We start from the raw sequence: 21,616 nt of genomic DNA on the forward strand, positions 1-21,616 counted from the left end.
ACTCCATTCCTTCCTGACGGCCTTCTGTTTCTCCTCCATGAATCATACATATACATGGATATTAATGAAAACACAGGTATCCCGGCCTCATGCAAAAGGAGCCTTCTCCCGACGAAAGCTCCTTTGTAAATTCATTTAGTCAAACGCTTCAACAATATACGTGTATTATACCATAGATACCATGGTTCTCTCAGGTCATGATTTTAAATAGTCAACGAAAGTTATGTATATGTTAATTTACATAACATATATATCAGATTTTATCAAATTTTCTTATGAAATAATTCTTTTTTCTATAAAAAAGCTACACTAAACACTCTTTTTTATGTTATGATCAATTTAGATAAGAAATATATGGTGATACGATTAAATTTAAGTTATATTATATAACATATATTTCACAATGTTTCACAGCTCAATAATCATTTATTCATTTTTCGCTTCTGGCAGGCTCAGCTTGAAATACAATAAAGCCCCATCCGAAGATGGAGCTTTGACTGATCCGTAACATAAAATTTATAATTACACCAAAACGGTAGCGCCCATGAGGTATTTATCAACTTCTCGTGCAGCTTCTCGACCTTCATTAATAGCCCACACAACAAGACTTTGTCCGCGACGCATATCACCTGCAGCAAAAACCTTATCCACATTAGTAACATATTTTCCATAACGTGCTTTAACGTTGGAACGACGATCCGTCTCCAAGCCAATTTGCTCTACAATCGTTTGCTCAGGACCATCAAATCCAATGGCAATAAGAGCAATTTGTGCAGGGAATACGCGCTCCGTACCTGGAATCGGTTGATAGATTTTGCGCCCTGTTTCATCAACAATCCGTTGAATTTGAATGGTGTGCAGCTCTTTCAGATTACCGTTTTCATCACCTACAAATTTGGTCGTCATGATGGAGAACTCACGTGGATCTTCTCCGAACAGCGCCTTAGCTTCTTCCTGTGCATAATCAAGAGAATACACGTTTGGAAATTGTGGCCAAGGATTGGCAATCGGGTCACGCTCCATAGGTGCTTTGGTATGTGTGCCAAATTGAGTGACACTCCGACAACCATGACGCAAAGAAGTAGCTACACAGTCCGAACCCGTATCACCGCCACCGATTACAATAACGTCCTTACCTTGGGAAGACAAATAGTTGCCATCTTCCAGATTGGAGTCCAAGTAACTTTTGATGGTACCATTCAGATAATCCATCGCATAATGAACACCCTTCAAATCGCTACCTTCAATGTTGAATTCTCTTGGCTTCGTAGAACCACCGCATAGAACAACAGCATCATATTCACCAATCAACTGATCGGTAGGGATATCTTTGCCGATTTCCGTATTGGTGATGAATTGAATACCTTCAGCCTCCAGCAAATCCACACGCCGCTGAACAACCTTTTTATCCAATTTCATGGACGGTATGCCATACATCAATAATCCACCCACACGATCTGCACGCTCATACACAGTCACGCTGTGCCCTGCTTTGTTAAGCTGAGCCGCTGCAGCCAAACCTGCCGGACCCGAACCGACAACAGCCACTCGTTTGCCTGTACGCTTTTCTGGCGGATTAGGGACAACCCAGCCTTCCTCAAAACCCTTTTCGATAATAGCTTCCTCAATGGTTTTAATTGTAACAGACTGTCCGATCAGTCCCACAGTACATGAACCCTCACATGGCGCAGGACAAACACGACCTGTGAATTCTGGGAAGTTATTCGTTTTGTGCAGCCGCTCTAGCGCTTCCTTCCACAAACCACGATATACGAGATTGTTCCATTCCGGAATGAGATTATGAACCGGGCAGCCTAAAGTTGCTCCCATGATATCCATCCCCGTATGACAATAAGGAGTTCCGCAGTCCATACAACGCGCCCCTTGGGTACGCAGCTCTTCTTCAGACATATGCTTATGGAATTCTTCCCAATCCTTTATACGCTCTGCCGGGTCCCGGTCTGTAGGAAGCTGTCGTGTGTATTCCATAAATCCAGTTGGTGTAGACATGTTACGTTCCCCCATCTCTTCGCTTATGAACCCCGATCATCCATTCAGAATTTAAGTCAAATTCGAATTTGTCTATTTGTATTATGAAAGGGTCTGTTCTCATTGAATTTGATTTATTGTATCACAATACAGCGTAAAAGTGATGAAAACTTATGCAACTTTCTGCATCAACAGCCAAAAGGATTTTTTATATGGTTTATTAATTTTTCAAATGAGTGGGGTCGGATATAGTCTATTCTTATTCGGTTCTCTCGTAAACAACAAAACGATACTCATAGGGATTTTTGTCATCCTTGATACCTGGGGTCTCACTAACTATATTCCAGCCGTTCCAATCCAGCTCAGGGAAGGTTGTATCGCCTTCAAAAACCTCCTCAATCCGAGTCACAATCAGCCGATCAGCATGTGGCCAAAACAGTGAATAAATCTCTGCTCCTCCGATGACCATTAACTCTTCCTGCTTTGCTAATTGGAGTCCTTCTTCCATTGAATGAATTACTTCCGCACCTTCCGTCTGATAGCGCAGATCTCGGGTCAAGACAACGTTACGCCGGTTTGGCAGGCTTTTTCCTCCAAAGGATTCCCACGTTTTGCGTCCCATGAGTACCGTTTTATTAATCGTCTGCTCTTTGAAAAAGGCCATGTCTCTAGGGAGGCGCCAGGGAAGTTTGTTATCTCGGCCGATCACACCATTTTGTGCCATAGCCCATATCATTGAAATGCCCATTTCCCCACCTCCTCTAATCAAATGGCGACAGGCGCCTTAATCCCTGGATGATATTCGTAATTTTCAAAAGCAAAATCGTCGTAGGTATAATCAAAAATCGAATCCGGCTTGCGCAGAATTTTCAACTGAGGCAACGGATAAGGATCACGTTCCAACTGTGTATGCACTTGTTGCATATGATTTGAATAAATATGCACATCGCCGCCTGACCAAATAAATTCGCCGGGCTCCAAACCGCACTGCTGTGCAACCATATGCGTTAGTAATGCATAACTTGCGATATTAAACGGCAACCCTAAAAAGGTATCCACAGAACGCATCGTTAGCATACAGGAAAGCTTCCCTCCAGCTACATAGAACTGAAATACAAAGTGACATGGCGGCAACTTCATCGATTCGATTTCAGCCACATTCCAAGCACTGACAATGTGTCGACGTGAATCCGGATTTTTTTTAATAGCTTCAATGACATTCGCAATTTGGTCAATATGTTGTCCGTCTGTTGTTTCCCACGAGCGCCATTGCGACCCATATACAGGCCCCAGATTCCCCTGCTCGTCTGCCCACTCATCCCAAATGGTAACTCCGTTCTCCTTGAGATAAGAAATGTTGGTATCTCCCCGCAAAAACCATAACAGCTCATGAATAACGGATTTCAAATGTACTCTTTTGGTGGTCACCAAGGGGAAGCCCTTGGCCAGGTCAAAACGGAGTTGCCTTCCGAAAACAGATAGTGTACCTGTTCCTGTACGATCCTCTTTTTTTACTCCATTCTCTAAAATATCCTCCAGCAGTTCCAAATAGTTACGCACGTTATTCCTCTCCTTTGAGCATGAATAAAAACCTGGCATCGCCAGATTCTAAACTTTAAAATTCTTTTCTGCACCCATATCTATAGTTAGTTTATCATGTACGGTACTTCGTTGACCATGTACTGTGTGAATTTTCATGGTAGTCCTGAAAATCCTAAAGTTTGAAAAAAAAGAGACAAAGAGCGCAGATATAGCGCTCCTTGCCTCTCTTTGTCATGTATGAAAACGAAAACGAGATAATGAAAAATGGTATTAGCGACGTGGTGCCAATGCGTGGATCGGATGACCCAGCACGACTTCCGCTGCTTCCATAACGATCTCGCCCAGTGTAGGGTGAGCATGAATAGTCAAGGAGATATCTTCGAGTGTAGCACCCATTTCAATCGCCAGACCCAGCTCAGCAATAAGGTTGGAAGCTTCCAGACCTACGATTTGCGTACCCAGTACCAAACCTGTGTCAGCGTCAGCAACGATTTTCACAAAACCTTCAGCAGCGTTCAGGGAAACCGCACGACCGTTTGCTCCATAAGAGAACTTGCCAACTTTGACATTGTAGCCTTTTTCTTTGGCTTGTGACTCTGTGTAGCCTACGCTGGAGCATTCTGGATCCGTGAAAACGACAGCCGGCATACACTTGTAATCTACTACAGACGGCTCGCCTGCAATTGCTTCAGCAGCTACTTTACCTTCGTAAGAAGCTTTGTGCGCCAGAGCAAGACCAGCTACGATATCGCCGATTGCAAAGATGTGAGGAATGCTAGTACGTCCTTGGTGATCAACTTTCACCATTCCGCGCTCATCCAGTTCTAGGCCGATCAGATCCAGACCCAGTTCACCGTCTGTGTTTGGACGACGTCCAACAGTTACAAGCAGATAATCAGCAGTTACTTCTTTGCTTTCGCCGTTAACGGAGAATTTCACTGTTACGTCTTTATCTGTTTGCTCTGCACTTTCCGCTTTAGCGCCAGTGAAGATTTCGATGCCCGTTTTCTTCATGCTTTTCGCAACGATCGAAGTCATATCTTTGTCGAAACCAGGAAGCACTGTATCCATACCTTCAATAATCGTTACTTTGGAACCGAATTTGGAGTACATTTGTCCGAGCTCTGCACCAATGTATCCACCACCGATTACGATCAGGCTTTTCGGAATTTCAGGCAGGTTCAATGCTTCTGTAGAAGACAGAATGCGTCCACCAAAAGGGAATGGTTTCAGTTCGATTGGACGGGAACCTGTTGCGATAATTGCATTTTTAAAACGGTAACGTGGTGATTCATGTTCGTTGAATACACGCGCTTCGTTTTCGTTGATGAACATGCACTCACCATTGAAAACTTCAACTTTGTTGCCTTTGAGCAAGCCACTTACGCCGCCTGTCATTTTCTTAACAACGCCGTTTTTGAATTCTTGTGTTTTAGCGAAGTCTACTTTTACATTTTCAGCCGAAATACCGAAAGACTCGCCATGTTTAGCTGCTTCGTATTGATGAGCTGCAGAGATCAAAGCTTTGGATGGAATACATCCACGGTTCAGACAGACACCGCCCAGCTCAGATTTGTCAACGATCAATACGCTTTGTCCTAATTGTGCGGCACGGATGGCAGCTACATAGCCGCCAGGACCCGCACCGATAACCAATGTGTCAATATCCAGAGAAGCGTCTCCTACTACCATTGATTACACCTCCATAACAAGCAACTCAGGGTTAGCGAGCAGCTGTTTGATATAGTTCATGAAGTTTTGAGCAGTTGCACCGTCAATAATACGGTGGTCAAAGCTCAGAGAAAGAGCCATTACTGGAGCGGCAACAATTTCACCGTTTTTCACGACTGCTTTTTCACTGATGCGTCCAGTACCCAAAATCGCAACTTCAGGGAAGTTAATGATTGGAGTAAAGAACATACCGCCTGCGGAACCGATGTTAGTGATGGAGATTGTGCTTCCTCTCATCTCATTTGCTGCCAATTTTCCATCACGACCGCGCACAGCCAGATCACGAATGGAATCAGCAATCATCCAGATACTCTTACGATCAGCATCTTTGATAACAGGAACGATCAAACCGTTGTCTGTATCTGTAGCGATACCGATGTTGTAGTATTTTTTGTAGACAATTTCGTTTGCTTCTTCGTCGATTGAGGCATTCAGAGCCGGGAATTGACGGGAAGCAGCAACCAAAGCTTTTACGATGAATGGCAGGTATGTTACTTTTGTGCCTTTCTTCTCAGCAATTGGTTTGATACGAGTACGGAAAGCAACCAGTTCAGTTACATCTACTTCATCCATAATCGTAACGTGCGGAGCCGTATAAGCCGATTTAACCATAGCATTGGAAATAGCCTTGCGGATACCTTTAAATGGTACGCGCTCTTCCTCAGCACGTGGATCTGCTGCTGGTGCGGATGCTGCTGCAGCTTTCGCTTCTTTCTTAGCAGGCTCTTGTGCTTTTGCAGCTTCTTTCGCTACTGGTGCAGCCGCTTGGCCTCCACCATTTTTGAAAGCTTCTACATCTTCTTTGGTGATTTTACCATTTTTGCCGGAGCCACTCACTTGAGCGATGTTTACACCTTGCTCACGAGCAAATTTGCGGACGCTAGGTGTAGCTAGTACATCTTTGTTAGAAGCAACAGGAGTTGCAGCTGGTTTAGTGTTAGCTCCGCCTTGTGCAGCATCCTGTTCTTGTTTAGCAGCAGCTGGTGCTTCTTCTTGTTCAGGAAGTTCACCCTCTGCAGCGATTACAGCTACGACTTGACCTACGTTAAAGATGTCGCCGTCTTTGGCAAATACCTCTTGTACTGTGCCATTGACCGGACAAGGAACTTCAACTACAGCCTTATCGTTTTGTACTTCCATGATGATATCTTCATCGGTTACTTTGTCGCCGGCCTTGATGTGCATCTTGATGATTTCGCCCTCGTGAAGACCTTCACCCAGCTCTGGGAATTTATATTCAAATCTAGCTGTACCTGCAGCTCCGCTTTGTGCAGCAGCACTTGGCTCAGGGCTAGCAGCTGGTGCTTCTGGTGCATCTTCTTGTTCGGGAAGTTCACCTTCTGCATCAATTACAGCTACGACTTGACCTACGTTAAAGATGTCACCGTCTTTGGCAAATACTTCTTGTACTGTACCATTAACCGGACAAGGAACTTCAACTACAGCCTTATCGTTTTGTACTTCCATGATGATATCTTCATCGGTTACTTTGTCGCCGGGCTTAATGTGCATCTTGATGATTTCGCCTTCGTGAAGACCTTCACCTAGCTCCGGGAATTTATATTCAAATTTAGCCACGTTTAAAACCTCCCAAATTTACGGTGTGCTTTAATTAAAATTCCAATACTTTATTAACCGCATCAATGATACGTGTTGGCGTTGGCAACCAAGTATCTTCAATTTGAGCAAAAGGATAAACGGTATCCGGACCTGCTACACGCAGAACGGGTGCTTCCAGATGCAGGATTGCTTTTTCGTTAATTTGTGCAATAACTTCAGCAGCTACACCGGAGCTCTTTTGCGCTTCTTGAACAACGATGGCACGATTGGTTTTTTGAATAGAAGCAACAACGGTATCAATGTCAATCGGGCTAATGGTACGCAAATCAATGATTTCTACTTTGATACCTTTTGTTTTTTCCAGCTCATCCGCAGCTTTAATCGAAGTGTGTACCATCATACCGTAAGTAATGATCGTCACATCGGAACCTTCGCGAACTACATTAGCTTTGCCCAGTTCAACTGTGTAATCATTCTCAGGAACTTCAGCGCGGAATGCATGATACAAGTTCAAATGCTCCATGAAAAACACAGGATCGTTGTCGCGGATAGACGCAATCATGAGACCTTTTGCATCATAAGGGTTGGATGGAACAACAACCTTGATACCAGGTGTTTGAGCCAGCAGGCCCTCCAAGGAATCTGTATGCAGCTCGGCTGCCTTAACACCGCCACCAAAAGGTGTACGGAATACGATTGGAGAATTGTAACGTCCACCGGAACGGTAACGCATACGGGATGCTTGAATTGCCATTTGATCAAGCGCTTCAAAGATAAAGCCTACGAACTGGATTTCAGCTACAGGGCGGAAGCCTTGAATACCCAAACCGACAGCAAGACCCCCGATTGCGGATTCCGCCAGCGGAGTATCGAATACACGTTCTTCGCCAAATTCTTTTTGCAGACCTTCTGTAGCGCGGAATACGCCACCTACATGACCTACGTCTTCACCGAAAAGCAGGACGTTAGGGTCGCGTTTCAACTCTACGCGCAGTGCGTCACGAATCGCTTCTTTCATGTTCATTTGTGCCATTTGCTTCATTTCCTCCTTAAACATTGACAGATCAATTTCAGTTCAGGTCAATCGAAAAGCAGACCGGATCGGGTTACGGCCCGGTCTCTTTCAAGTTCAATTATTTAAAATCAGCTTTTTGTTCTTCCAAGTGCTTAGGCGTTGTTTCGAACATGCTATCGATCAGGCCAGGAATTGTCATTTTCTCTGTTTTCTCGGCTTTTTTGATCTCTTCGTTCACTTTTGCCTTAGCTTCTTCTTTTACGCGAGCTGTATCTTCTTCAGTCCAAAGGCCTTTTTTCTCAAGGTATTTCGCAAAGCGGGCAATTGGATCTTTCGCATTCCATTCGCCTTCTTCTTCTTTAGAACGATATTTTGTTGCATCATCAGAAAGGGAATGCGGACGGAAACGGTACGTTACGGCTTCAATCAAAGTAGCACCTTCACCATTACGTCCACGCTCTGCAGCTTCTTGAACGGCTTTAATAACTGCAAGCACGTCCATGCCGTCAATTTTCACGCCTTTAATACCAGCAGCTACTGCTTTATGAGCGATCGAAAGAGCAGCCGTTTGTTTTGAGAATGGAGTCGTGATCGCGTAACCATTGTTTTGCACAAAGAAAATAACTGGCAACTTGTATACACCAGCATAGTTCAGGCCTTCGTAGAAATCACCTTCGGAAGAACCGCCGTCACCTGTATATGTAATGGCGACTTGTTTTTGTTTTTTCAGCTTGTAACCCATAGCAATACCCATAGCATGCAAAATTTGCGCGCCAATGATGATTTGCGGCATCAGTACATTAACACCGTCCGGCACTTGGCCGCCGTGTTGATGACCACGGGAATACAAGAAAGCTTGGTATAATGGCAGGCCATGCCAAACGATTTGCGGAATATCGCGGTAGCCTGGAGCAATAAAGTCTTCTTTTTGGAGCGCATATTCGCTACCAACCATGGTTGCTTCTTGTCCGGATACCGGAGCATAGAAACCGAGACGCCCTTGACGGCCTAAGTTAACGGCACGGTCATCCCAAGTACGTGTAAATACCATTCGATACATAATTTCTTTCAATTGATCATCTGTAAGTTTAGGCAACATATCTTTATTGATAATTTCACCATCCGGAGAAAGTACGGACAGCGCCTCAACTTCCTCTGTGTAAACTTCATAAGGAACCTTGCTCATTTTCTTCACCTCAACAAAAAAATTTGAATATCAAGTTCCGCTGTTATAGGATTATTATACACCTGTTATACCGCTCGCGTCAAAGATTTAGTTATTTTTTTTGAGTTTGTCACATTTTTGTGTGTGTAACAGGGTATATTTTTTACTGTAACAGCTTAGTACATGATTGAAATTTTAAACATCTATTGCAATCAGGGTAATCTTAACTTATTGTGATCCCGAATGCAAAATAATACCCAAGAAAGGTGACGAAAAATGACGGATTCTCGGTATTTAAAACGAACCATCCTTAAAGACGAAGTAGACAGCCGCTTTCTTGGCGAGACCAGAACTCTCCGGATTTATTTGCCGCCCGGCTATAATGAAATATTGAGCTACCCGGTCGTGTACTGTCAGGACGGAGAAGAATTTTTCAATTTTGGCCGCATTGCAACTCATGCCAACCGCCTCATTCTAGATGAGGGCGTCGAACCCTTCATTATTGTAGGTGTGGAAGTGAATACAAAAATTCGAACGCAGGAGTATGCTCCCTTTGGCAATCGTTTTGAGGCGTATACCGCCTGTTTTGCAGAAGAGATTATTCCCTATGTAGAGCAAAAGTATCCTATAAGAAAAGATGCAGCGTCCCGTATTTTGGCGGGGGATTCACTGGGAGGCAGTGTGTCTCTGCATTTGGCTTTGATGTATCCTCAGTTGTTCAACCGCATTATCAGCCTCTCAGGTGCTTACTATGAAGCTTCGCAGGAAATCATCGCCCGTGAGAAAGATCTGTCTCATTTGCGGGTGTGGATGACGGTTGGCCTTCAGGAAGATGCATTTGAGAGTGATACTGGCATTTACAACTTTGTAGAGCTTAACCGTCAATGCGCAGATTTGCTGCGCGAACGGAACGTTGAAGTTTCTTACCGTGAAAAGGATGGCAAACATTTGTGGGGCTTTTGGCAAAACGAGTTGCCTGACGCGCTAATGTATTTTTTGGATCGCGCCTGAGTAAATTCTCCCAGGTAACTAAAAGGGAATGGAGCATTTGACCTACTAGGTCATAAAGCTCCTTCTTCTTTTTCATGATTTGGTTGCGCTTTCAAAAATGTATAACGAAAAACGGCAATGATTGCCGTCATCTGTCGTTCACATTATAGCTTTTCTTCTACGATCTTGTCCAGCAAGGCGTCGCAACCTGCGTCCATTAATCGATAGGTCTCTTCAAAATTCCCTGTAAAATATGGGTCGGGTACTTCTCTTAATTTTTCTTGAGGGAGCAAATCCATAAATTTTAGAATATCTGCCTCCGCTCCACCTGCAATCTTTCGCATGTTTCGTTCATTAGAGTCATCCATGCACACAATATAATCAAACGCGTCAAAATCACGGCCCGTTATTTGCCGCGCCTGTATGCCTTGTTCGCTGATTCCATGCAGTTTAAGTTGCTTTAGTGTTCCCTCATGCGGAGGATTTCCGATGTGCCAGTCGCCTGTCCCGGCCGAGTCCACCCCGATTTCTGCACCCAATCCCCGTTCCTGCGCTTTATGTCTCAGTATTGCCTCCCCCATCGGAGAGCGGCAAATATTGCCCAAACACACAAACAAAACGTTAATCATTTCGTTCTCCTTCCTATTACACGTTACACTTCCTTTTTTCTGTTTCATTGTAGCCATGTCCTCCAAAATTGTGCAAGCCATATTTAACGCGGTATACTTAAAAACGATGGTATATATAGGATCGTATCAGAAAGAAAGGATGTTGATTATGACAAAAAAACGAGCGATTGTATTTTCAGGTGGTCGTCTTAATGAAGAAGATTTACATCAAATACAGCCCGATGATTTTATTATAGGTGCAGATAAAGGTGCTCTTTTCCTGATCGAGCACGGTATTACACCACATATCTCTGTAGGAGATTTTGATTCAATCACACCAGAGGAAAAAGAAAAGGTAGAATCAGCAAGCCAACGTATGATTGCGTGCGATCCAGTACTTAAAGACTTAACAGATACTGAGCTTGCTTTAGAAATCGCTATGGACGAACAGGCAGATCAAGTACTGATGCTTGGTGTGACTGGCACCCGGATGGACCACACATTGGCTAATGTTCAAATATTGGTACGTGCAATGCAGCATCATATTAGCTGCGCTATTATGGACGCACATAATTATATTGAGCTCACCGGATCAACGCTTGAAATCCAACCTATGGGCTATACATATACCTCCCTGCTTCCTATGACCGCCGAAGTAACTGGCATACAACTAGAAGGATTTATGTATCCGTTACATAATGCCACCCTCAAAATGGGACAATCACGTGCTGTCAGTAATAAGCTAACGGCTTCAAAAGGTACGATTTCCATCAAAAGCGGTCTGCTACTCGTTATTCAAAGCAAGGATTAATTATGACATTATTGTAACCATTATATAAATTGTTTTTCACTCAAAACCCTTGATGAACAAGGGTTTTTCCGTTTATAGAGATCAATGAATCGATATATTTTTTACAAATTGTAATTTTTAATCGTTTTTTAATAATCGCTGTGTAAGTCTTGTCCCTCAAGCATTTGAGCGTTCTTTTCCAACTATTAGGCGGCTTCAAAACTGTTATACTCAACGCTGTCAGTTAGTTAGCAACTCAGCAAAATATTGCACAAATCAATTTTTGGAGGTACTTACAACATGAATATGCAGAAAATCATAAAAAAGGTAATTATAGCAGGGGTCGCAGCCACGATCGGCTTTGGCACTTTTGCAATTGAGGGAACAAATACGGCACAAGCCGCCACTACGACTTCGGTAGGCCAAAAAGTAATTAACTACGGTGAAAAATATATGGGAACTCCTTATAAGTTTGGAGCTTCCACAAGCACTACACGTAATTTTGACTGTTCTTCTTTCATGAAGCACATATTCAAGAAATACGGAGTAAATTTGCCGCGTACTTCTGTTCAACAGTCTAAAGTTGGACATGCCGTATCCAAGTCCAATTTGAAAAAAGGCGACTTAGTTTTCTTTTCAAGCGGTAGTCGTGCTACAGGACGCAACATTACCCACGTAGCAGTCTATATGGGCGGGGGTAAAATTTTACACACTTACGGCGGACCTGGCGTGACCATCTCCGATTTGAACTCTGGCAACTGGAAAAGAACATACATTAAAGCACGCCGCGTGCTGTAGTATGAAACTCATTTTGAAATATGCGAGCCGGGACGAAAAGTTCCGGCTTTTTTTATACCTAATACTATTCTGATACGGTTGGTGTTCTGAGTGAATAACCAATACCTCGTTCCGTACGGATCATTTTAAACTTATATCCCTTATCTACTTTAACCCTCAAATGTCTGATATAGACATCTACAACGTTCGTATCAACGATATAATCATGTTTCCAAACATCCTTCAGAATTTGCTGCCTGCTACAAACTTGGTTAAGATGTATCGCCAGATGAAGTAAAAGATCAAATTCCTTCGGAGTTAATTCCAGCTTTTGTCCCCCTCTGCTCACCAATCTGCTTGCATTGTCTATATGTAAATCACCCGCCTCGATTGCCCTTTTCACATCACGTTCAATACCAAAAATCCGCAATAAATTAGCCACTCTAGCCTGAAAAACTCTAGGATAAAAGGGCAGAACGATCACATCATGTGCTCCTTGTTCAAAACAGGAAACAATATGGTCCTCCTCATCTGATGAAGTCATTGCTAATAGCGGGACATGAGGATGGTATTGCTGCAATATGCGAAGTAAACCTTGCGAAACTGTCTGTTCATCTTTTATATTGAGCAGCAGCAAATCCACAGGATTATGGGCTACATAAGAGCTTGCATCCGTCGTATTGCTAACATGAACCACCTGATAACCTTCCTGCTCCAATGGACGAACAATTACGGGAGACGCTTCATTTACATCCACAAGCAAAATTAACGGGCTCACCTTTTCACCCACCTGGTTTGGACATAGCATTACATATTGGATACGAACAAGTTTGTGTTATAAGCCATTAAAGCATATTAATATTATTGTAACAAAAAAGCAGAAAATCATTCTCCAAAGAATGGCTTTCTGCTTTTATCGTTTAACCCAAATAGCGATGATACAGACTTCTTGCTTTTGCCACGTCCTTTGTCCCATGGATCAGCGCTCTGCCATCTGCAAAAACAACCAAGCGATGCTCGCTTGTACTAAAGGAAACCAAAAACGGATTTCGCTCTACTTTTCCTTCTCCCAAAGAAGCAAATCTATCTGCCGTTTCTGCAAGATTCAGATGGATCGGGTTTGCTGGTCTAATTTGAACGGTATCCCTACCGCACAAAACATCTGTTTTCTGCCGATGAGAGGCCGACAAATAGGGATACGTCGGTTGGCTGCCGCAAGAAGGACAGTTCTCCTTTTTAACGCTATCTACCGCTATCGCTACATACTCATTTTTCCACAAATCAAACGAAAGTAACTTTCCTCTCAAATCTTCCGGATATCCGCCAAGAAGTTTGAAGGCTTCCGTAGTTTGGTTAGCCGTGACCATCTGTACAGCCTGCGGAATAATCCCGGCGGTATCACAGGTTTCCCCACCAAACGGTACAGTTCCCAGCAGACAGTGAAGACAAGGCGTTTGACCCGGTAAAATGGTGTAGGTTACACCATAGCTGCCTACACATCCCCCATAAATCCAAGGTATCCGATGCTTGAGTGCCATGTCGTTCATAAGAAGTCGGGTATCGAAATTATCGGTTGCATCCATCAAGAGATCTACCCCTTGGATCAACTCTTCCAGCTCTTCCACCCCAACATCCAGTACATGTGCATGTATAACCGTTTCCGAATTAATATCCTTTAATCTTCGCTGAGCAGCTACTACTTTGGGATATCTTTGCGCAGCATCACTTTCCTGAAAAAGCTGCTGGCGCTGCAAATTGCTCCATTCCACATAATCCCGGTCTACGAGGCTCACTGTACCTACACCCCCGCGAACGAGCGTTTCCGCAATACCTGTACCTAACGCTCCGGCACCTATGATTAGTACGTGGGAAGAAGCAAGCCGACGTTGTCCTGTCGGTCCAAAGGGCGCGAATCTTTCCTGTCTGGAATAACGGTCACTTGAATGTGTTCCTCCTGCACCGGATTTGTCAGTTACCTTCATGCCTGAACCATACCTTCTATCGGACTGCTTGCTGAAGCGTAACGTTTTACAGGAATCATCCCCGCCTCAAAACCATATCTTCCAGCACGAACAGCCAGTTTCATGGCCTCGGCCATTTTTACCGGGTCCTTCGCTCCTGATACGGCTGTATTCAACAAAACAGCATCTGCCCCTAACTGCATCGCTATTGCCGCGTCACCGGGTGAGCGAATACCCGCATCGACAATAACCGGAACCTCCGCCTGTTCAATAATTAGACCTAATGAAAACGGATTAAGCAAACCATGTCCTGTACCAATCGGTGAAGCTCCAGGCATAACGGCATGTACTCCAAGCTCTTGTAGCCTCTTTGCTAGAATCACATCGTCCGATATGTAGGGCAGCACGATAAAGCCTTCTTCTAACAGCTTTTCACTAGCTTTCAACGTTTCAAATGGGTCCGGCAGCAGTGTCTTGCTATCCCCAATGACTTCCACCTTAATCATATCGCACAGGCCGGAGGCTTTTGCCAATTTGGCAATACGAATCGCCTCCTCTGCTGTTGTAGCCCCTGCTGTGTTGGGAAGAAGTGTATACCGGCTCAAATCCAGCATATCGAGAAAATGCTGCTTATCCCGTTCCTCCAAGTTCAATCTCCGTACAGCAAACGTCAATATTTCCGTCTCAGCAGCCTCTACGGCTTGGGATTGGATATCTAGATCAGAGAATTTTCCTGTTCCCAACAACAACCTCGAGGTAAAAGATGCTTTTCCAATGGTTAACATAATCAACCGCCTCCCACAAAATGTACAATCTCTAGGCAATCTCCATCTTTCAGTACCGCTTCATCATGATCTTCACGGGTCAATATATGCCGATTCAGCTCCACCACTACGGTTTTCACCTTTACATCAAGCTCATGTAGCAATTGATTCACATGAGTGATTCGATTAGAAAAGGTCAGGCTCTGGCCGTTAATCGTCAGCTTCATAAGCTTTTCTCCTTGAGGAGCTCAGAAGAAAAACTACTTATCCCAAGTTCTGCTGCACAAGCCCCATTAAGCATAGCTGCCATCGCACGCCCGGTAGCATCACTCAGCAGGACACCGTTACGATAATGCCCGACTGCAGCATATACGCCCTCGCCCCCAGGAACAATGCCTATAAAAGGATGACCTGATACAGCCTGCGGACGTAAGCCCGCCCAAGCGCGTATAAAAGAAGCTTCACGGACGCGCGGCAGCCAGGCAGAGGCACGTGCCAGCAACCCCTCCAAGCCTCCTACGGTCACCTCTTCGTCATATTGATGTGGAAGGCTCGTTGCCCCAATCCAAAGCTCGTTATTCTGTTTAGGCACGAGGTAAATATCATCAGCATAAATGGTATATTCTAACGGGTGATCCTTCAAGGAGACCGCTACCGCTTCGCCCTTGACCGGATAAAGTGGATATTCAAACCCAACCTGCGCTAGCAATTTCATGCTATCCAAGCCTCCGGCAATAATGACCTGATCGCAGGAAAAAAAACCACTATCTGTACGGACACCGCAAATTCGACCATCCTGTATGACCAGTTGCTCTGCCTGTGTACCAGACCATACCGTTGCTCCCAGCACCGCAGCAGCACCTGCATAAGCACGGCAAAGCTGGACAGGAGCCACTTGTGTCTCCTTTGAACGATATATTGCCCCGATCGCTTGTTCATCCAAACCTGGAATTCGTCGGGCCAATTCTTTCGCATCCCACCAGATAGGAGAATCACCCTCTCGCGTTTTAGCAGCTTTCCAGCGTTTTTGGCCTTCAGTCTCCGTACGGAAAGGGGTCACAAACCCTTCAGTACGGAATTCCACCGAAATACCTGACAAACGCTCTAGATCACAGACAAGCTCAGGGAATGCATCTCGACTTATGCGAGCAAATCGTGATAGCTCAGAGCCGGTGAACTCTTCACTTTCCGCTGCCAGCATTCCAACCGCTGCTCCTGAGGCTCCCTCACCCGGGATCAATCGTTCCAGCATAATCGTACTTCTTCCCTCCTTGGCCACATGATAAGCAATGGAACTGCCGATGACACCTCCACCTATGACCAAGCATTCAGCGTGTCCAATCACTCTTTCCTCTGTGTGTATCTTTAGCATTTGTTCCGTATCTCCTCTCCATAAACCCTTCTGCTTTCAGCTTGCCTCTACTCTCGTTTTCTCGCTACAGGCTGTGAACTACAAGGTCTGCCATTCGCCTATACTCCATTGCAGCTGCAACGGGCGACTCAGCCTCCCATATACCAGACATCACCGCAATTCCGCTTGCTCCGGCCCTATAAAGCTCCGGGATATGATGCGGTTGTATGCCGCCTAGCGCAATCACCGGAATGTTTGACAGTCTGCAAATATGTTCAAGCTGAGCTAAACCCCGCGGTACAATACCGGGCTTACAATGGGTCTCATATACGTGACCATAAAGTACATAGTCCGCTCCTGCCCGCTCAGCAATTTGCATCTCCTCCAAGGAATGTACAGACACTCCACAGCGTGTACCCTTTGGAAGTAGGCTTTTCACATCCACAACAGGTAATCCATTAGCTGGTAATTGAACGGCTCCGACCAAAGTAAGTAAAGCTACATCCACACGATCATTTACTACAATTTGTTGCAAAGGAACTTCCTGCTCCACCAGGCTGCGAGTCAAAGAAAGCAATGCAGAGGCACCATTCTGTTTTAAACGTGCGTGTACATAATGAACATACGGACAAATCACAGCAGCCACTTGGGCGGCTTGTGCAAAAGTGCCCTTTTCCATCGAAATTGCGTGTAATTCGATTTTGTCTTCACCTCACATTGGACTAAAGGATCTAAGCTTAGCCAGCCACGTCTACCAGCAGGAATGAAAGGGGATTATATGTGAATCGTCTACGGAAGCTCGAACTACTTAAAATGAACGAAACGCAAAAAAACCACTTCCCCAAGGAAGTGGTTTAACGAACGTCCAATAATCGAACGGACCATGATATCCGTATACGTGTATCGTCCCACGCACAAACAAAAATAAAGATGGTGTTGCCTTGTTTGTACGGCGCTCACTTCCCTACGCTGGCATAACCCAGATCAGGTGCAAAGGGTCCGAAATCCATTTATTCCGTCTCAGCCGCATGGGCGGCTCCCCTAGTGTGACTATTTTATTGTATAAGCTAAAGATAGCTTAGCATATTTTTCTAATTCTGCAAACCCCACTTCGTGTGAAATTTGCTGGAACTGGATTTAGCTGATTTTAGTTAACTTTACTTGACCACTCTTCCACATTCCACGTTTTGGTTACCCAATCCTCGTAAAAGTCCGGTTCGTGAGATACAAGCAATACGGTCCCTTTGTATTCCTTCAAAGCACGTTTCAGCTCATCCTTTGCTTTAACATCCAAGTGGTTGGTAGGCTCATCGAACAGTACCCAGTTGCTTTCACGCATTAACAGTTTGCAAAGACGGACTTTAGCCTGTTCTCCACCACTGAGCGCAGATAGCGGACGCGTGATATGCTCATTTTTCAAACCGCAACGCGCCAAATGCGCTCGTACTTCATGCTGGTTCAAATGCGGAAATTCATTCCACACATCGTCAATCGGTGTAATTTTCTCGGCCTTTACTTCCTGCTCAAAATAAGCGGGCTGCAAAAAATCACCTTGATAGGTTTTTCCACTGATTGGCGGAATTTTTCCCAATATGGTTTTGAGCAATGTCGATTTACCGACACCATTGTAGCCGACAATTGCAATCTTTTCGCCACGTTCAATCGTCATGGACATTTTAGGCAAAAGGGCATGTGTATAACCAATCTCAAAATCAATACCCTCAAATACCGTCTTTCCGCTTGCACGTGCCTCTTTGAATTGAAAGGTTGGTTTTGCGGCTTCTTCAGGCTTATCAATACGTTCGATCCGATCAAGCTGCTTTTCACGGCTCTTTGCTCGGCCTGATGTAGAGGCACGCGCTTTATTACGCTGAATAAAATCTTCCTGTTTCTTAATAAAATCCTGTTGCTTCTCATAAGCATCAATATGCTGGGCTTTGTTTAGATCCGCCATTTCGAGAAACTTTTCATAATTAGCTGAATAACGGGTCATCTTGGCAAATTCAAGATGGTAAATAACATTAACGACCTGGTTCATAAATTCAGTATCATGTGAAATAAGAATAAAAGCATAAGGATAATCCTTCAAATAGCGCGTAAGCCATTCAATATGCTCTACATCCAAATAGTTGGTAGGTTCATCCAGCAACAGGACGTTCGGCTTTTCCAACAGCAACTTAGCAAGAAGAACCTTTGTCCGTTGCCCGCCGCTAAGTGCGGATACATCCCGATCCAGTCCTATGGCCGACAGACCTAGTCCATTCGCCATCTCTTCAACCTTTACATCAATGAGGTAAAAATCCCCCATATCCAGTTGCTCCTGAATTTCACCCATCTGTTCCAGCAACACTTCCAACTCATCAGGAGAAGCATCCCCCATTTTGTCAGTAATCTGCATCATTTCCTTTTCCAATTCCAACAAAGGAAGAAAAGCATCCTTCAATACATCACGTACCGTTTTGCCCGGTGTCAGCTTGGTATGCTGATCCAGATAGCCGTAACGCACACGTGGAGTCCATTCCACTTTACCCTCATCCTTAAGCAATTTTCCAGTGAGAATGTTCATGAGTGTCGATTTACCAACACCGTTAGCTCCTACCAAACCTACACGTTCCCCCGCAAGCAATCGAAAGGAAACATTTTTAAATAATGCGCGGTCCCCAAAGTTGTGGGATACATTTTCTACAGTCAATAAACTCATAAGCTGTTTTTGGCTCCTTATTGTCATCGGCATTGCCGACTGTTCTTATTTCATATGCATTTCGTTTCTCTCAAAGCTTTATTGTAGCACATTCTGCAACCATATCGGAATATTGAAAACAGTGAATTTTAAGGTTTTTTGGTATGGATCTGCCTAAAAAAAGAAAAACCACCCATGAGGGTGATTATTTTAAGCCATTATAACATTTGTACTCAAAGTAACCCGCAGCTGCTGCAGATTTTTCATCCGTGAAACGTTCACTCGCTTTAAAGGGAGCTGGACATGAATCTCTATAAAAATACTTTATTCCAGTATCTGGTTCTATGCCACCGATAATGTCTTGCTTTCTAACGACTCTCCCACCACCAAATCCATAGTTATTGTAATACCTGTCTCCAACCGGAATGCCTTGGATAAACGCGATCAGCCCCACATCATCTACCGTGTTGTACCACTCCTCTTGCGGAATGATCGGTAGCGTGAACGAATAAGTTATGCCGTTACGCGCTGCTTTTTCGTTATGGACATTAATAATTCGCGCCAAGTCCTCTTGAACGCTGCGAACAATGGTGGAACGACGTATTTGCTCAAAAGTTTCTGAATTATTCAGCAAAGATATAGCGGTCTGATCCTGAAGTTCCTTTTGAAAGCCCTCTATCCACCTGTGATTCCGAGCATCGTATGCGTGCACATAATTATCCAAGGTGAACCCCACACTGTTGCCTACTAAATCAACATAGGCATATGGCTTTTTTTCGCTCCATTTGTGGCCAATAGCAGCTTGTCCATGCTCGTCTGTATAGGCTTCTGAGGTGAACGCATAATAACCGTCATAATCCAGAATTACAATAGCCGGTATGTAATCCAATAATGCACGTTGTGCTACTATATCCCCATCAATGCCTACATTAAGAAAAAGGGTGTGCAGGAACGTGTTCAGCGCTGCTTCTTTATCTACCCGAAAAAACTTATCCGATCCGTATCCGGCCTCGCGTTCCTGACGTTCATTCTGTGAGAGCACAACCCCTGCATCCTGAACTGCGGTACGCAGAGCCGACGTATATTTCATTTCTAGCTGCTGCACTTCACGCTGATTCTGCACCCGTAAGTCACTAACTACACCAAAGGGCAAAAACAAAAGTATAAATATGACCGCAAAATCAGTAATCCTCATTCAGAACCATGCCCCCGTAAGAAGCTGTAACTGCTGGCTTGCCGCTATCTGCCCCACCAAGAAGCCATGATTTGTACAAGTCCGCAGGAGTCCGATTCGTATTATGTACCCGGACCGTAAAATAATCCCCGGCCATCAAGGTATATCGACGCGTCTGATCTGATTTTGGCTGCTGATTGTCAGGAAACAGTACAGGAAAAATTTGCGAATTATAGTACCCATCATATACAGCTTCATAATTGCCCAGAAAACTGTCTGGCTTCGCGGCATCTGCATAGTCCGGTACATACTTTTTGTGCATATGCTCCAAGTCAACTTCGTACATATTGCCTGTCAATTCCAGATCACGCATAAAATCGTTATACATCGTCGGTGTAATGTAACCCTTGGTTCTTACCATATCAACAAAACGTACAGTTGAATGATATGTATTTAACCCGGATATATCATCCTGCCGTTCAGCAGCTTGAGCTGCGGGTACGATGTACAAAAGCAATACAGCGAGCAGCGCCCCCAACAGCTTCGATATTGTTTGAACCACTTCAGTCTTCCCCCAATTTCTCAAAACGTACAGATGTTATGTCCCCATTCCCATTACGCTGAGGGTACATGGAATATAATGAGGAAGCATCCAGGGTCGATACATCAGGCTCAAACGGTTCAGAAAATACATCATACTCTGTCCCGTCGACTTGAATCGAAATCCCCTCCTGTAAGTTCATGCGAATTGCCTGTATTACCTGAGTTCCTTTAATCCGCTCCGGCAACTCCACCTCAGCAGTACGGGCTATTCGCCCTTCAGAATGCTCCTCTTGCTGTGATCTTAATTCCAGTGCACCATCCAGCTGGCTGGACAAGTCTGCTGCCGTTACACATGCGGTTATGAACAGAATAACTGACACACCAAGCCGCAGCATACTTGAAGCGTGATCAGACATACTCTCATCCCCTTTATGATTATTATCTCTGCTGTAGTGCTTAGGACTGGGTAAACAACAACCCACGTACCACGTTCGATTTGTCTTTGACGATTTCAGCTTTAAATTTACCACTCGGATTTACGTATTCATTCTCTTTCTCATTAAGTGTATTCGTGATTTTACCTGTCTTATCACTGCCACCATTCACGGCGCCATACTGTTCACTGTCTGGGCTAATGTTCAGAGCATTACCGTACCACTGGCCTGCCATATTTTTGCCGGTTTTAATCTGAATGCCGAATTGGTCCTTCCCCTGAAACTTCCGCAGCGCATTGGTCACCTGGGAACCGCTAATCGTTGTGCCGTCATATACCGTAAAAGAGGCTTGAGACAATTCGGTCTGAATATCAGCAAAATTATTTTGTGCCGTTTTAGTCGCCTCCTGGGCTGAAATAAATAGTATAACTACAATCGTAATTAGAGCGATGGTCAAAAATATCCCAGCGGCTACCTTTAAAGCTGTTGATGCGTTATTCATTATTTTTCTCCCCTAGCTTGTTATTTTGTATTAGTCATAG

At 44.4% G+C, this 21,616-nt stretch carries 22 protein-coding genes and 1 riboswitch; of the genes, 3 read left to right on the forward strand and 19 right to left on the reverse strand.

Annotated elements, in window-relative coordinates:
* Positions 1-522: 522 nt before the first annotated feature.
* From MKY16_RS12730 to pdhA, 7 genes are all read right to left on the reverse strand, one after another.
* Positions 523-2,010, reverse strand: a complete 1,488-nt coding sequence (locus tag MKY16_RS12730) for a glutamate synthase subunit beta (protein ID WP_069011727.1) — start codon at positions 2,008-2,010, stop codon at positions 523-525.
* 238 nt (positions 2,011-2,248) lie between these two features.
* Positions 2,249-2,737, reverse strand: a complete 489-nt coding sequence (locus tag MKY16_RS12735) for a dihydrofolate reductase (protein ID WP_069011722.1) — start codon at positions 2,735-2,737, stop codon at positions 2,249-2,251.
* A gap of 17 nt (positions 2,738-2,754) precedes the next feature.
* Positions 2,755-3,549: a thymidylate synthase gene (gene thyA / locus MKY16_RS12740; protein ID WP_069011721.1), complete on the reverse strand. Its 795-nt coding sequence runs from the start codon at positions 3,547-3,549 to the stop codon at positions 2,755-2,757.
* 252 nt (positions 3,550-3,801) lie between these two features.
* Complete coding sequence (gene lpdA, locus MKY16_RS12745) at positions 3,802-5,223, reverse strand: dihydrolipoyl dehydrogenase (RefSeq protein ID WP_039271311.1); 1,422 nt, start codon at positions 5,221-5,223, stop codon at positions 3,802-3,804.
* Positions 5,224-5,226: 3 nt separating this feature from the next.
* Positions 5,227-6,840, reverse strand: coding sequence for a 2-oxo acid dehydrogenase subunit E2 (locus tag MKY16_RS12750; RefSeq protein WP_208332708.1), 1,614 nt, complete (start codon positions 6,838-6,840; stop codon positions 5,227-5,229).
* Positions 6,841-6,874: 34 nt separating this feature from the next.
* Entirely contained in the window at positions 6,875-7,855 is a 981-nt protein-coding gene (locus MKY16_RS12755) for an alpha-ketoacid dehydrogenase subunit beta (RefSeq protein ID WP_013310510.1), read from the reverse strand.
* A gap of 100 nt (positions 7,856-7,955) precedes the next feature.
* The gene (gene pdhA, locus MKY16_RS12760; RefSeq protein WP_029517443.1) at positions 7,956-9,023 is read right to left on the reverse strand and encodes a pyruvate dehydrogenase (acetyl-transferring) E1 component subunit alpha; all 1,068 of its coding nucleotides are present in this window, start codon (positions 9,021-9,023) and stop codon (positions 7,956-7,958) included.
* Between the two features lie 255 nt (positions 9,024-9,278).
* Between pdhA and MKY16_RS12765 the strand changes: the two genes are divergently transcribed.
* Entirely contained in the window at positions 9,279-10,013 is a 735-nt protein-coding gene (locus MKY16_RS12765) for an alpha/beta hydrolase (RefSeq protein ID WP_069011718.1), read from the forward strand.
* Between the two features lie 143 nt (positions 10,014-10,156).
* On the opposite strand, the gene MKY16_RS12770 is transcribed toward MKY16_RS12765, so the two are convergent.
* Positions 10,157-10,621, reverse strand: coding sequence for a low molecular weight protein-tyrosine-phosphatase (locus tag MKY16_RS12770; protein WP_029517442.1), 465 nt, complete (start codon positions 10,619-10,621; stop codon positions 10,157-10,159).
* A 148-nt stretch (positions 10,622-10,769) separates the two neighbouring features.
* Here MKY16_RS12770 and MKY16_RS12775 point away from each other — a divergent pair, with 148 nt between their 5' ends.
* Together MKY16_RS12775 and MKY16_RS12780 are read left to right on the forward strand one after the other, a co-directional pair.
* Positions 10,770-11,411, forward strand: a complete 642-nt coding sequence (locus tag MKY16_RS12775; RefSeq protein WP_029517441.1) for a thiamine diphosphokinase — start codon at positions 10,770-10,772, stop codon at positions 11,409-11,411.
* A gap of 279 nt (positions 11,412-11,690) precedes the next feature.
* Entirely contained in the window at positions 11,691-12,188 is a 498-nt protein-coding gene (locus MKY16_RS12780) for a C40 family peptidase (protein WP_069011717.1), read from the forward strand.
* Positions 12,189-12,252: 64 nt separating this feature from the next.
* On the opposite strand, the gene MKY16_RS12785 is transcribed toward MKY16_RS12780, so the two are convergent.
* From MKY16_RS12785 to MKY16_RS12835, 11 genes are all read right to left on the reverse strand, one after another.
* Entirely contained in the window at positions 12,253-12,945 is a 693-nt protein-coding gene (locus MKY16_RS12785) for a response regulator transcription factor (RefSeq protein ID WP_069011716.1), read from the reverse strand.
* A gap of 142 nt (positions 12,946-13,087) precedes the next feature.
* Positions 13,088-14,149: a ThiF family adenylyltransferase gene (locus tag MKY16_RS12790; RefSeq protein WP_029517438.1), complete on the reverse strand. Its 1,062-nt coding sequence runs from the start codon at positions 14,147-14,149 to the stop codon at positions 13,088-13,090.
* Positions 14,146-14,913 carry a thiazole synthase gene (locus tag MKY16_RS12795; protein ID WP_039271297.1) on the reverse strand — a complete coding sequence of 256 codons (768 nt, stop codon included), beginning with the start codon at positions 14,911-14,913 and terminating at the stop codon, positions 14,146-14,148. The genes MKY16_RS12790 and MKY16_RS12795 overlap by 4 nt, the downstream gene beginning before the upstream one ends.
* A 2-nt stretch (positions 14,914-14,915) precedes the next feature.
* On the reverse strand, positions 14,916-15,119 hold the full coding sequence (thiS, locus tag MKY16_RS12800; protein ID WP_029517436.1) for a sulfur carrier protein ThiS: 204 nt from the start codon (positions 15,117-15,119) through the stop codon (positions 14,916-14,918).
* The gene (thiO, locus tag MKY16_RS12805) at positions 15,116-16,264 is read right to left on the reverse strand and encodes a glycine oxidase ThiO (protein ID WP_340955600.1); all 1,149 of its coding nucleotides are present in this window, start codon (positions 16,262-16,264) and stop codon (positions 15,116-15,118) included. The genes thiS and thiO overlap by 4 nt, the downstream gene beginning before the upstream one ends.
* Positions 16,265-16,328: 64 nt before the next feature.
* Complete coding sequence (locus MKY16_RS12810) at positions 16,329-16,922, reverse strand: thiamine phosphate synthase (protein ID WP_029517434.1); 594 nt, start codon at positions 16,920-16,922, stop codon at positions 16,329-16,331.
* Between the two features lie 265 nt (positions 16,923-17,187).
* Positions 17,188-17,296, reverse strand: a riboswitch (TPP riboswitch).
* Positions 17,297-17,390: 94 nt separating this feature from the next.
* A complete protein-coding gene (locus MKY16_RS12815) occupies positions 17,391-18,944 on the reverse strand; it encodes an ABC-F family ATP-binding cassette domain-containing protein (RefSeq protein ID WP_029517433.1) in 1,554 nt (517 codons plus the stop codon).
* A gap of 184 nt (positions 18,945-19,128) precedes the next feature.
* Positions 19,129-20,118 (reverse strand): hypothetical protein, encoded by a 990-nt coding sequence (locus MKY16_RS12820; RefSeq protein WP_318627293.1) that lies wholly within the window; start codon positions 20,116-20,118, stop codon positions 19,129-19,131.
* A complete protein-coding gene (locus MKY16_RS12825; RefSeq protein WP_039271292.1) occupies positions 20,105-20,659 on the reverse strand; it encodes a hypothetical protein in 555 nt (184 codons plus the stop codon). Before MKY16_RS12825 ends, MKY16_RS12820 begins: the two co-directional genes overlap by 14 nt.
* A gap of 1 nt (position 20,660) precedes the next feature.
* The gene (locus tag MKY16_RS12830; RefSeq protein ID WP_340955606.1) at positions 20,661-21,056 is read right to left on the reverse strand and encodes a hypothetical protein; all 396 of its coding nucleotides are present in this window, start codon (positions 21,054-21,056) and stop codon (positions 20,661-20,663) included.
* A gap of 40 nt (positions 21,057-21,096) precedes the next feature.
* Positions 21,097-21,576, reverse strand: a complete 480-nt coding sequence (locus MKY16_RS12835) for a hypothetical protein (RefSeq protein WP_023988985.1) — start codon at positions 21,574-21,576, stop codon at positions 21,097-21,099.
* Positions 21,577-21,616 lie beyond the last annotated feature (40 nt).

The organism is Paenibacillus sp. FSL L8-0641 (genome assembly GCF_038006265.1).
In the GTDB taxonomy this organism is placed as follows: domain Bacteria; phylum Bacillota; class Bacilli; order Paenibacillales; family Paenibacillaceae; genus Paenibacillus; species Paenibacillus polymyxa_D.